This is a genomic window from Mycobacterium sp. 1482292.6 (genome assembly GCF_001672995.1).
In the GTDB taxonomy this organism is placed as follows: domain Bacteria; phylum Actinomycetota; class Actinomycetes; order Mycobacteriales; family Mycobacteriaceae; genus Mycobacterium; species Mycobacterium europaeum_A.
In genome coordinates, this window is record NZ_LZKV01000087.1 from 1 (window position 1) to 12812 (window position 12812).

5 protein-coding genes and 2 pseudogenes are annotated in these 12812 nt (G+C 68.9%); 2 read left to right on the plus strand and 5 right to left on the minus strand.

Features of this window, described 5'->3' with window-relative positions; all coding sequences use genetic code 11:
• Positions 1–531, plus strand: a pseudogene (locus A5624_RS08520) (hypothetical protein); the annotation flags it as partial.
• A 105-nt stretch (positions 532–636) separates the two neighbouring features.
• Positions 637–2385, plus strand: a complete 1749-nt coding sequence (fadD21, locus tag A5624_RS08525; protein WP_066864548.1) for a fatty-acid--AMP ligase FAAL21/FadD21 — start codon at positions 637–639, stop codon at positions 2383–2385.
• A 2-nt stretch (positions 2386–2387) separates the two neighbouring features.
• Here the strand turns inward: fadD21 and A5624_RS08530 are convergent, their stop codons facing one another.
• The 5 genes and pseudogenes from A5624_RS08530 to A5624_RS08550 all read right to left on the minus strand — a co-directional run.
• Complete coding sequence (locus A5624_RS08530) at positions 2388–2717, minus strand: hypothetical protein (RefSeq protein WP_066864550.1); 330 nt, start codon at positions 2715–2717, stop codon at positions 2388–2390.
• Positions 2714–3973 (minus strand): sulfate adenylyltransferase, encoded by a 1260-nt coding sequence (gene sat, locus A5624_RS08535; RefSeq protein WP_066864552.1) that lies wholly within the window; start codon positions 3971–3973, stop codon positions 2714–2716. The genes A5624_RS08530 and sat overlap by 4 nt, the downstream gene beginning before the upstream one ends.
• A gap of 80 nt (positions 3974–4053) precedes the next feature.
• Positions 4054–4719: an adenylyl-sulfate kinase gene (gene cysC, locus A5624_RS08540; RefSeq protein WP_066864560.1), complete on the minus strand. Its 666-nt coding sequence runs from the start codon at positions 4717–4719 to the stop codon at positions 4054–4056.
• Positions 4720–5033: 314 nt separating this feature from the next.
• Positions 5034–11381, minus strand: coding sequence for a type I polyketide synthase (pks2, locus tag A5624_RS08545; RefSeq protein ID WP_066864555.1), 6348 nt, complete (start codon positions 11379–11381; stop codon positions 5034–5036).
• Positions 11382–11667: 286 nt separating this feature from the next.
• Positions 11668–12812: pseudogene (locus tag A5624_RS08550) on the minus strand (DNA-binding protein); the annotation flags it as partial.

Consider the following 12812-nt stretch of genomic DNA (forward strand, 5'->3'; position numbering starts at 1 on the left):
GCGTGGGAGGCGGGGTGGGTGCCAGCGCCACCGGGACGAGCGCCGGCTCCCGCCCCGGCCTCCGCGCCGGCCGCCACATCCGCGCCGGCCACGCCCGGGGCGCCGCCGCCCACACCGGCGGGCCCGCCGGTGGCGGCGATGCAAAGCCTCGGCTACCTGGTCGGTGGCCTGACCGCGGACGCCCGCAGGGCCGCGAGCACCAGCGCCCGGGCGCGCCGGGCGGCGGCGGCCGACGCGGCCGGAGAAGAGGCGGTGGCGCTGCCACAGGACGAGACGACGAAGACGCGCCGGCACCGGGTCAAGGTCACCGAACTCGGCCGCGGGTACGAGTACCTGGATCTCGAGCCCGAGCCGTCGACGGCCTCCGACCGGCCCGCGCCGGCGATGGGGTTCGCCGGAACCATCGCCACCAGGGCCGCCACCGGACCGGCCGGAGTGAGCGCAGTGGCCGTCGACGAGCTCGACGACAGGCCGCGCATGCCGTTGCTGCCGGGTACCTGGAGCCCCGATCCGACAGCATCGAAATCCTAAGGAACATCGGCCTTTTGGCTCGCACCGAGCGCTGCGGCCCGGACCCACAGCACCGCCCCGTGCGATCGGCCGGCGCGAAAAGCCCGAGGCGGTAACCTAGCCCGCATGCAAAGTTCGTCGGTTGTCGGCCTGCTACGGGAGCGCGCCGGCCTGCAACCCGACGACTTGGCGTTCCGGTACACCGATTACGAGCAGGACTGGGCGGGCGTCACCGAGACCCTGACGTGGGGACAGCTGTATCGGCGGACCCTGGCCGTGGCGCACGAGGTGAGGCGGCACGCCGGCACCGGGGACCGCGCCGTCATCCTGGCCCCCCAGGGCCTGTCCTACATCGTGGCGTTCCTGGGCGCGATACAGGCCGGGCTCATCGCGGTCCCGCTCTCGGTGCCGCAGCCGGGCTCACACGACGAGCGCGTCGCCGCCGTCCTGGCCGACACCACGCCCACCGTCGTCCTCACCACGGCCGCGGCCGCCGCGGCCGTCGACGAGTGTGTGCACCGCACGGACTCGGCCACCGCCGACCCCGCCCCGACGGTCATCGCCGTCGATGCGCCGGGTTCGGACTTATCGCCGTCGACGGGCATCCGGATCAGCGGCGACCCGCACATCGCATACCTGCAATACACGTCGGGCTCCACGCGTGTTCCGGCCGGGGTGATGGTGTCGCACCGCAATCTTGCGGCGAATTTCGCGCAACTGATGGCCGCGTACTTCCCCGACTTCAACGGCGTGGCCCCGCGCGACACCGTGTGCGTGTCCTGGCTGCCGTTCTACCACGACATGGGTTTGATGCAGGGCGTCATCGCACCCATCCTGGGCGGCTACCTGGGCGACGTGACGAGCCCGGTCGCGTTCCTGCAACGCCCAGCGCGCTGGATTCACGCGATGTCCCAACCCAATCCGGTCTTTTCGGCCGCCCCGAACTTCGCCTTCGAGCTCGCGGTCCGCAAGACCACCGAGGCGGACCTGGCCGGAGTCGACCTGGGCAACGTCATCAGCATCGTCAGCGGCGCCGAGCGGATCCATCCCGCCACGCTCGACCGGTTCTGCAAATGGTTCGCCCCGTACAACTTTCGCGAAGAAATGATGCAGCCGTCCTACGGCCTGGCCGAAGCGACCGTCTATGTGGCCAGCCGGGCCAGGGCCGGCGGCCCGCGCGTCGTCCACTTCGAACCGGAGCGGCTGTCGGAGGGCAGCGCGCAGCCGTGCTCGGCGGAAACCGGGACACCGCTGCTCAGCTACGGCACGCCGGCGTCGCCGTCGGTGCGGATCGTCGACCCCGACACCCGCACCGGATGCGCGGCCGGAACGGTCGGCGAAATCTGGGTCAACGGCGGCAATGTCGCCGACGGCTACTGGCGCAAGCCGCAGGAAACCCGGCGCACCTTCGCCGGCGTCCTGGCCGACCCGCCGCCCGGCGTCCCCGAGGGCCCGTGGCTGCGCACCGGCGACCTCGGCTTCGTCTGCGACGACGAACTGTTCATCGTGGGCCGGATGAAAGACCTGCTGATCGTCTACGGCCGCAACCACTACCCCGAGGACATCGAGTCGACGGTGCAACGGATCACCGGCGGCCGGGTCGCGGCGATCGCGGTCCCGGTCGACGAGACCGAAAAGCTGGTCACCATCATCGAATTCAGCAAGCGCGGCGAATCCGACGAGGACGCGCGCCACCGGCTCGACGTCGTCAAGAACGACGTCACCGCGGCGATCTCGAAGTCACATGGGCTCAACGTCGCCGATCTGGTGCTGGTGGAACCGGGATCGATTCCCACCACCACGAGCGGCAAGATCCGGCGCGCGGCATGTGTCGAGCAGTACCGTCGCCAACGGTTCGCCCGGTTGGACGCCTAGCCCTACTGGCTGTTGGCCGTCTGGGCTTCCCCGAGGAAGTGACCCACCACATCGGGGCCGTTGGAGTGCAACTTGATGGACAGCTCGAGCAGCCTGTCCTTGACCTGCTTCGGCAGCAGCTCGATCGAGCGAGTGGTGGCCGAGTCGTATTTGGCTCCCGGAAAGCGCTGCAGGAGAGCATCTTTCTGCTCTTCGGTGGTGTAGATCTCGAGCAGCTTCATGCCGGCGAACGCCTCGATGGCCCGGTCCGCCATTCCTGCATTCGCCAGGGCTTCCAACCGTTCCTCGTTGATCCAGACGTTGACCTTGATCTTCTTCTCGGCGGTGCTCATGAGTTCTCCAATTGGTTCAGCGTGAAGACCGGCAGTCTGTCCTTGAGGTACTCCTCGGTGACGAACGGCGAACCCTGGCCATACTTGGCGGCGCTGTCCATCACGATTTCGAACACCTCGTGCCGCATCACCTTCTGGGTCGGCTTGACCTCGTCGGTCAGGATGCTTCGAATCAGGCTGCCGCTGAAGCTTTGTGACTGATCGTCATGACCGCACAGGGCCGAATTGGTGACCTCCTGGCACACCGGACAGTACCAGTTCTCCCGCAGGAACACCGGTTTGATCCCCAGCTCGCTGCGATATTGCTTGAGGATGTTCTGGGAATCGTAGGGGTGGTAAAAATCGCCCACGCCCGCATGATCGCGCCCGAACATGTGATGCGTGCAGCCCAGGTTCGTCCGCAGGATCGCGTGAAAGATGGCCTCCCGCGGCCCCGCGTAGCGCATGTCCCACAGCGTGAACGACACCAGGTGGACCTCCTCGCGGAAATATCCGCTGGTCCGCAACTCGTTCTGCGCCAACAGGATCGCCTCGTCGATGTAATCCCCGACCCGCTTCTGGCCGATGATGGCGTTGACCAGCACGCCCGTGTTCAGGCTGTCGACGGGCTGGTCCTCATTGGCCGCCAGCCACGCCTGCTTCATCAACGCCTCGTGGCCGGTGTGCGGAACGTTTCGGGTCTGATGGGCGACGGCGCGCTTCCAGTCCTTTTTCGCCAGCGCGTCCTTGTGCTGCCGCGGCGTGAGCCAGAAGCTCTTGAAGGGCTCGTTGAACACCGGCTCGTTGATGAGCGTGATGTCGCCGCCGATGAAACGATCCGCATAGGCCAATGTCTTCTTCACGCCCGGATGCCGGGAATCGGTAGTGCCATAAGTCTTTTCGGCCATCCGCTGCAAGTCGTACTGGTAGATCTCGGAGACCTCGAACAGCGCCATCGGGGCGTCGAGATATTCGAGGACGACGCTTTCGCCCTCCTTCACCCCGAACTTCTCGACGTCTTCTGCGGACAGATCGAACACGATCGGGATGCTCCACAGCGTGCCGTCGGGTAGCTGGAAGTCGTCCAGCGTGCCATCCACTTCGCGCCGGCCCATGAACCCGGTGAGCGGGGTGAAGAAGCCGTAGGACAGGCTGATCACCTCGTGCGCGGTGGCCTTCGAGATCGGGACGCGCGGCAACCCGTCGATCCGGCTCGCCGCATTCTCGGTGGACACTCGTTCCACGATCGGCTTGCCGTTATGACCTTGGTAGCTCATATAAGTGACCTCGTTTCGCGTAATCAGCGGTTGTCCGTGCGGTGGACGGCTCCCGACGCCGTCGTCGCCGAACCCGTCCGCTAAGCGTTCCGGACCGCTCCCGAGATGACGCCTACCCGCTCGAGATGGGCGATCACTTCCTCGGCCAGCGTGTCCGCGTCCTTGTTGCCGCCTTCGAGGCGCAGCTCGGGCTGCGCCGGAGCCTCGTAGGGGTCGTCGATCCCGGTGAACCCCTTGATCTCGCCGGCCCGGGCTTTCTTGTAGAGGCCTTTGGGATCGCGCTGCTCGCAAACCTCGATCGGGGTGTCGATGAAGATCTCCTGGAAATCGCCGTCGTTCAGGGTGGCCCGGATGGCGTCGCGATCGCGCACGTAGGGGCTGATGAAGGCCGTCAACGCGATCACGCCGGACTCGCAGAACAGCTTCGCAACCGCGCCGATGCGGCGGATGTTCTCCTCGCGGTCCTGGGCGGAAAAACCAAGGCCGAACCGCTTCGCGAACTCCGTTCCGTGCCGCTCTTCGAGCAGTTCCGGTCCGGCGTTGAGCCCGTAGCGGACGTTGTCGCCGTCCAGCAGGAAGCTGCGGATGCCCCGCTCGTAGAGCTTCTGCTCGACGACGTTGGCCACGGTGCTCTTGCCGCTGCCGCTGAGCCCGGTGAACCAGATGACGCAGCCTTTGTGCCCATTGAGGCTCTCGCGCTCGGCGCGGCTTATCTGATGCTCGTGCCACGTGATGTTGTTGGCCATTCCCAGCTCCTGTTCACAACGTTCCGCCCCGCGCGCATGGACGCGTGCGCACGGATTCTCGCCCGCCGCATCGATCCTGGCCACACACCGTCACCATATTGTTTATCAATCAATCCGGATCAGAACCAGTCCACAAGTAAAGATGGTCAACTTAGGAGAGTTTCGCGCTGTGCTGCGGCGATCCGGCAAGCACCACCGCATCGCGCCCGTTCGACCGGCCCGGCCGACGATCGCGGCGGCCCGATGGGGCGCGGCGGAAGGGTAAAGACCGGCGGAATTTTATTTACCCGCCTCGCCCGCGACGCGTGGGCGGCTCAGGGCGCTGAGGGCGCGGCTTCCAGATCGGCCAGCTCGTCGCACAAGTGCTCGGCCAGATCGCGGACGGTGGTGATCTTCGTCGGGCTGATGCGCACACCCGTTTCGGTTTCGATGCGGGTCCGCAGCTCCAAGTTGCCCAGCGAGTCCAGACCGTAGTCGGATAGCGGCCGGTCCGGATCGATGGTGCGCCGCAGCAGCAGGCTGATCTGGCCGGACACCAACCGCCGAATGGCCGACGGCCACTCCTCGCGCGGCAGCGCCCGCAACTCCGCGAGAAACTTGCCGGCGTCCGGTTTGCCGTGGGCCGACGAGCCGAACGCCTCGGCGAAGCGGCTGCGTTGGGCGAAGGAGGCCAGCCAGGGCGTCCCCATGATCGGCGCGTAGCCCGAGTACGGGCGGTCGTGACGCAGCAGCGTTTCGAAGGCGCGGAACCCCTCGGCCGGTGCGATCGCGATGCCGGCGTCCCGGGCCAGCGCCGTCGCGCGGCCCACCTCCGACCACGCCCCCCACGCGATCGAGGTGGCCGGCAGACCGCGGGCCCGGCGCCAGTAGGCGAATGCGTCCAGCCAGCTGTTGGCCGCGGCGTAGGCGCCCTGCCCCGGCGAGCCCACCAGCGCGGCGGCCGACGAAAACGCGCAGAACCAGTCCAGTGCCCGCCCGGTGTCTTCCTCCCGCAGGGCTTGATGGAGGTTCCACGCGCCGTAAGCCTTTGGCGCCCAACACCGATCGATCAGCTCGTCGGTGACATTCGCCAAAGTGGCGTCCTCGACCACCGCCGCCGCGTGCAGCACCCCCCGAACCGGCAGTCCGGTGGCCGTGGCACACGCCACCAGCCGCTCGGCCGTCTCCGGCTCGGCGACGTCACCGCACTCCACCGCGATGTCGGCCCCCGCGGCGCGCAGACGCTCGATCGCTTCGCGCGCCCGCTCGTCGGGTTGCGAACGCGAGTTCAGCACGATTCGCCCGCAACCCGCGTCGCGCGCGGCCATCTGGCCGGCCAGGAACAAGCCCAGCCCGCCGATGCCGCCGGTGATGATGTAGGCGCCGTCGGACCGGAACGGCCGCACCGTGTCCGGCGGCACGACGGCCACACTGCTTCCCGCCCGCGACACGTCCAGCACCACCTTGCCGGTGTGCCCGGCGGCGGCGACCAGGCGCACCGCGGCGGCGGCGTCGCGAATCGGATAGTGCGTGGTGCTCGGCATCGGCAGTTCGCCGGCGGCGGTGCGCTGGTACACGGTGCTCAACAAACGCCGAACCGTCTGCGGGTGACTGAAAGTCAGCAGCGCGAGGTCGACCGCGAACAACGACAGATTGCGACGAAACGGGAACAGCCCCAAGTGGGTATCGCCGTAGATGTCACGCTTGCCGAGCTCGATGAAGCGCCCACCCACGGCCAGCAGTTCGATTCCCGCGCGTTGCGCGGCGCCGGGCAGCGAGTTGAGCACCACGTCGACGCCGTATCCCTGCGTGTCCGTGCGGATCTGGTCGGCGAATTCCGTGCTGCGTGAGTCGTAGACGTATTCGATACCCATGTCCCGCAACAGTTTCCGACGCTGCGGGCTGCCCGCGGTCGCGAAGATCTGACAGCCCACGGCCCGGGCGATCGCGATGGCCGCCTGGCCGACGCCGCCGGTGCCGGAGTGGATGAGCACCTTGTCGGTCGGCGAGATGCGGGCCAAGTCGTGCAGGCCGTACCATGCGGTCGCGGCCGCGGTGGGCACCGCGGCGGCGTCTTCGAGCGGCACCTCGGGCGGCAGTGTGACCGCGTGCCGGGCGTCGGCGATGACGAAGGTGCCCCAGCACCCGTTGCGCGACATGCCGCCGACACGGTCGCCGACCTGATGCTCGGTGACGTCCGGTCCGACGGCGGTCACCACGCCGGCGAAGTCACCGCCCAACCGCTGCTGGTAGCCCTCGAGCGTGGGATAGCGCCCAAAGGCGACAAGGACATCCGCGAAGTTGACGGTCGACGAGGTCACCGCCACCTCGATCTCCCCCGGCCCGGGCGGCACCCGGTCGAACGCGGTGAACTCCAGCGATTCGAGGTCACCGGGAGTGCGGATCTGCAGGCGCATGCCGTCCCGCTCGTGATCGACGACGGTGGTGCGCCGCTCGGCCGGGCGAAGTGGGCCGGGCCGCAGCCGCGCGGCGTACCACTGGCCGCCACGCCAGGCGGTCTCGTCTTCCGCCGAGCCGCTGTTCAGCTGCAGCGCAACCCGTTCGGGGTCGGTCGCGTCGTCCACATCGATCTGGGTGGCGCTCAGATGCGGGTGCTCGGAGTCGATCACCCGCATCAGCCCGCGCAGCCCGGCCTGCTCCAGGTTCGCCACATCACCGGCGGTCACGGTGGCCGCGTTTCGGGTCACCAGATACAGCCGCGGCGACTCCCCGGGCAGCTCCGAGAGCTCACGGGCGACGGCCGCGAGGTGCGACACGTAGTCCCGGCCGCGCCGCCCCGCCTGCGGATCGCCCGCGGCGCCATCCGATGCCACCACGACGACGCCGGTGAGCCCCTTCAGCGGCCCGTGGCCGTTGGAGGCGGGCTGCCCACCGCCGCACAACAGCGCCCGCAGCCGTGTGGTGTCCGCGGACCCGACGGGATCACACACCGAGACGCATTGCCCGCCATCGGTATTCAAGACTTCTGCCAGCCGCGTCGCGAACGGGTCGGGCCCGTCTGACGCGCCGAGCAGCACCCAGCGGCCCGGTTCGGTCTGCGTCGCGTCGGGCAGTTCCTTGGGTTCCCAGTCGATGGTCAACAGCCGCTCGTTGAGCAGTCGCCGGGCGTGTTCGTGTTCGGAGGCGCCGCCGACCAGCCGCAGCCCCTCGACGCTCAACAGCACCGTTCCGGACTGGTCCAACACGTCGAGGTCGGCCTCGCACTCGCCCGGGCGCGAGGACGTGACCCGGGCCAGGCAGTACTGCGCGTTGCGCGTCGAGTGATAGTTGCGCAGTCTGCGCACCCCGACCGGCAACAGCAGACCGCCGGCGCCGGCCTGTTGCACCTCGGGCGATACGACGACCGCCTGGAAGCACGCGTCGAGCAACGCCGGGTGTGCGGTGTAGGCCGGCTGCTGCGATCGGATCGCGCCCGGCAGCGCGACTTCGGCCAGCATCGTGGTGATGCCCCCGTCGGCGACCAGCACCGCGGCCAGCCCCGAAAACGCCGGGCCGTATTGAATTCCCACGGCGTCGAACGCCTTTCGCAGTTCCGCGCCGTCCAGGCGGGATGGGTGGGCGGCGATCAGCGTTGCCAGGTCGTGCGCGGGCGGCTGCGCAGGCCCGGGTGAATCCGCGTCGTCGCCGGGTAGGGCGCGCAGCACCGCGCTGGCCCGGCGGATGCGTTCACCGTCCTCGTGGGTGTCCACGGTGAAGTCGAGAACACCTGGGGCGGCCAGTGTGGCGGCCGAGGAGGCCGGCGTCTGGCCGGCCAGGAGCAGTGTCTGTTCGAACTTGACGTCGCGGACCTCGGCGCGTTCGCCGAGCGCCGCGCGAGCGGCCGCGAGCGCCATCTCGCAATAGCCCGCGCCGGGAAACGCTGCGACACCGTGGATTTGGTGATCGCTCAGCCACGGGTGGGCGTCGGTGCCCACCTCCCCCTGCCAGACGTGGCGCTCGGGTTCCTCCCGTAGGTGCACGTGCGCACCGAGCAGGGGGTGTACGGCCTGGACCGGGGCGCCGCGTGCGTGCTCATTGGCCTCGCGGCTCAGCATCAACCGGCGATGCGTCCACGTCGGCAGGGGGGCATCCACCAAGCGACCCGTCGGGTATCGGACGGAGAAGTCGACCACCGCGCCCGCGCTGTGCACGTCGGCGACGACGCCGCGCAAGCCGACTGGCAGTTGCTGGTCGCGGCGCATGGCCGCCAGGGCGGCGATGGGCATGTCCAGGCTGCCGGCGTTCTGCTCGACGGCGTGCGTCAGCAGTGGGTGCGGCGCCAGCTCACCGAAGACGCGGAAGCCGTCCTTGAGGGCGGCCTGCACAGCGGCCGCGAATCGCACGGTGTAGCGCAGGTTTTCGGCCCAGTAGTCAGCTGTGAACGAGGGCCGCTCGCGCGGGTCCCACAGCGTCGCCGAATAGTAGGGCACCTCGGGCGTCATCGGTTGCAGGCCGGCGAGGGCCGCGACCAGCTCGTCGAGGATCGGGTCCACCTGCGGCGAATGCGAGGCGACGTCCACCGCCACCTCGCGCGCCAGCACGTCCTGCTCTTGCCAGGCCGCGACCAGATCGCGGATGGTCGGGGCGTCGCCGCCGACTACGGTCGACGTAGGCGACGCGACCACGGACAGCACGACGTCGGAGATGCCGCGAATCGACAGTTCCGACAACACTTGTTGGCCCGGCAGCTCCACCGATGCCATCGCGCCGCTGCCCGCGATCCGCGCCATCAGCTTCGAGCGACGGCAGATCACGCGCACACCGTCGGCCACCGACAACCCGCCGGCGACGACGGCGGCCGCGGATTCGCCGAGCGAATGCCCGATGACGGCGCCGGGACGCACGCCGTAGGACTTCATCGTCTCGGCGAGCCCGACCTGCATCGCGAAGAGCGTTGGCTGCACCCGCTCGATGTCGGTCAGCGTCTCCGGTGCCGACATGGCCGCGGTGACCGAAAAGCCCGACTCCGCAGCGATCAACGGTTCGATGGCGGCGATCGTCGCGGCGAAGACCGGCTCGTTGGCCAGCAGTTCGGCGCCCATCTTCGGCCACTGCGAACCCTGGCCGGAGAAGACCCACACCGGTCCGCGGTCGCCTTGCCCCACCGCGGGCGGGTACGGGATGCCGCTCTCGGCGACCGCGCGCAGCTGGGCGCCCAACTCGTCGACGGTGCCGGCCGAGAGCACGGTACGCACCGGGCGGTGCGCGCGCCGCCGCGACAGCGTGTAACCCAGATCCCTGAGAAACGAGCCACATTCGCCGTCGGCAGCGCCGTGCTCGTCGAGCCAGGCCGCCAGGCGGGCTGCCGTCACGCGCAGTTGCTCGGCGGAGGTGGCCGACAGGGGAAACAGCAGCGGCCCTCGCGGTTCGTCCGCCGCCTGGGCCGGCGCCTGTTCCGGTGCCTGTTCCACTATGGCGTGCACGTTGGTGCCCGACATCCCGTAGGACGACACCGCGGCACGGCGCGGGTGACCCTTGCCGGGCCATGGCGTATTGCTCTGCGGCACAAACAGATTGGTCTCGATCCGGGCCATCTCGTCGGGCAGCCGGGTGAAGTGCAGATTCCGCGGTACCACGGCGTGCTGCAGCGCGAGGATCGCCTTGATCAAGCCCAGTGGCCCCGAGGCCGACTGCAGGTGGCCGAAGTTCGTCTTCACCGATCCCAGGGCGCAGGCACCGCCGACGCCGTACACGGCGGCCAGGCTGGTGTATTCGATCGGGTCGCCGACGGGAGTGCCGGTGCCGTGCGCCTCGACGAGGCCGACCGTGGCCGCGTCGACGCCTGCGAGCTGCAGGGCTTTGCGGTAGACGGCGACCTGAGCCGTTGGCGAGGGCGCCGCAATGTTCACGGTGCGACCGTCCTGATTGGCCGCGGTGCCGCGCAGCACGGCCAGGATGCGATCGCCGTCGCGCTGGGCGTCGTCGAGCCGCTTGAGCAACAGCATGACGCAGCCCTCGCCCGACACGAAGCCGTCGGCGTGCACATCGAAGGCGTGGCAGCGGCCGGTCGGGGACAGCATGCCCTGCAGCGAACCGGTGACGGACTTGCGCGGTTCCAGCGTCACCACCACGCCCCCGGCCAGGGTGAGGTCGGATTCGCCGCTGCCCAGGCTGCCGCACGCCTGGTGCACGGCCATCAGCCCCGACGAGCACGCCGTGTCCACGGTGACCGCCGGGCCGTGCAGCCCGAGGGCGTACGCGACTCGCCCCGACGCGAAGCTGTTGGACGTGCCGGTGAATCCGTACGGCCCTTCGGCCGCGCCGCAGTCGGCGGACAGCAGCTCGTAGTCACCGTGGGTCAGGCCGACGAACACCCCGGTCTGCGATTGGGAAAGCGACGCGGGGTCCAGGCCGGCATGCTCGACGGCATCCCACGACGTCTCGAGCAGCAGGCGGTGCTGCGGGTCGATAGCGATGGCCTCACGCTCGGTCATCCCGAAGAAGTCGCAGTCGAAGCCGCCGACGTCGTCCAGGAACGCCCCCCACCGGGTCACCGATCGGCCGGGCACGCCGGGTTCGGGATCGTAGAACAGGTCGGCGTCCCACCGGTCGGCGGGAATCTCACCGACGAAGTCGTCACCGCGCAGCAACGCCTGCCAGAGGCGGTGCGGGGAGTCGATCCCGCCGGGAAGCCGGCAGGCCATCCCGATGACGGCGACCGGTGTGGCGTTCACGGCACGCAAAGTGCGAGTCCCCTATCCTTGCCCGATCTCTGAGGCGCCTATTATGCAGATGTCAGTTTAGCTTCGGACCAGGTCAGCTTAGCGGGAGTAAACAATTTCGGGTCGGCCTTGCGAAAACGGACCGCGACGGCCGAGGGGCCGCGAAAGCCGCGCCGCGACTGCGTAATTGCGCCCATCCCGGCCCACCGGGCGCCGCGACATCCGGCCGCCACCCGTCGTCGAGAGCCGGCGGGCGGGATCATCGAAACCGACTCACGCACAAGGCAATTCACGATTTCGCGGGTCGTTACGTGGCGCTGGTCTCTTCGGACTCTTCGGACTCGGTGTCGTTCGCGGGGTTCTCGATGACCTGATAGGCCGGATCGACCATCGAGATGGCCCGGGTGCCGGTCTGGCGGGCCTTCCCGGTGATCCGCAGCACCTGACCGGGCTGGATGTCGGCGCCGCCGTGGCCCGGGCGGAAGGTGACGGTCATTTCGCCGGTGCTGTCCCCGATGACGATCTGTCGGTGGGTGCGGCCTCGGGTGGTGACGTCTTCGACCTCGCTGACCCGGCCTTCGACGCTGGCGCGTTGCCCCGAGATCAGGCCGGCCACCATGACCACCGATCGCGGTCGCTGCGGGTGTTCGTAGGCGTCGACCTTGCGGTCTTCGTCCTGGGACACCCACGCCTCGAGCTTGTCGATCCCCTGTCCGATCCGCTGCTCCAAGGTGTCGGGGTAGGCCTCCCTGATCCGCGATTCGACGTCGTAGGGCACGATCGTCGCCGCGGCGTCGGGAATCAGGCTGACCGCTCGCGCGATCTTGTCGGCGGTGCGGTCGTGCAGCACGCGGCCCAGCAGCCGGGCGAAGGTTCGCCGCGGCAGCAGCACCGTCACATTGGTGCGCGCGTTCTCGTCACGCGCCTTGGCGACCAGCAGCTGCGCGGCCCGGCTGATCCGACGGTCCGGGCAGTCCACGATGCGCAGCGGGGTGTCGAGTTCGAAATGGTCCCAACGCTTTCGCAGCAGCGCCGCGTGGGCCGGGTCGACCATGAAATGCACCGCAATCAGTTCGTCGGCCCGCAACCCCCTGCCGTAGCGCAGCGCCTCGATCACCGCCAGATCGACCGAGTCGACGAACACGAACACCCGGTGCCGCGCGTACTTCACCAGCTCCGGGCGATCGGTGCGGAACATCTCGAGAATGGCGGCCTCGGCCCGGTATTCGCGGTTGAGCCGGGTCAGCATGAACACCAGCAGCGGGAACACGATGACCACCAGCCAGGCGCCCTCGGTGAATTTCGCCACCGCGAAGATGCCCACCACGATCGTCGACAGCACCGCCGCGGACAGGTTGATCGCCAGCCGGCGGCGCCAGCCCGGTTCCCGATGCGTCAGATGGTGTTTGGTCATGCCGTAGCCGGCCATCGAGAAGCCGGTGAACACCGCTC

Excerpts from the sequence above, each read along its gene's own strand:
- sat (WP_066864552.1), bottom strand. The coding sequence starts at position 3,973 with ATGAGCTACCAAGGTCATAACGGCAAGCCGATCGTGGAACGAGTGTCC.
- A5624_RS08530 (WP_066864550.1), bottom strand. The coding sequence starts at position 2,717 with ATGAGCACCGCCGAGAAGAAGATCAAGGTCAACGTCTGGATCAACGAG.
- fadD21 (WP_066864548.1), top strand. The coding sequence starts at position 637 with ATGCAAAGTTCGTCGGTTGTCGGCCTGCTACGGGAGCGCGCCGGCCTG.
- cysC (WP_066864560.1), bottom strand. The coding sequence starts at position 4,719 with ATGGCCAACAACATCACGTGGCACGAGCATCAGATAAGCCGCGCCGAG.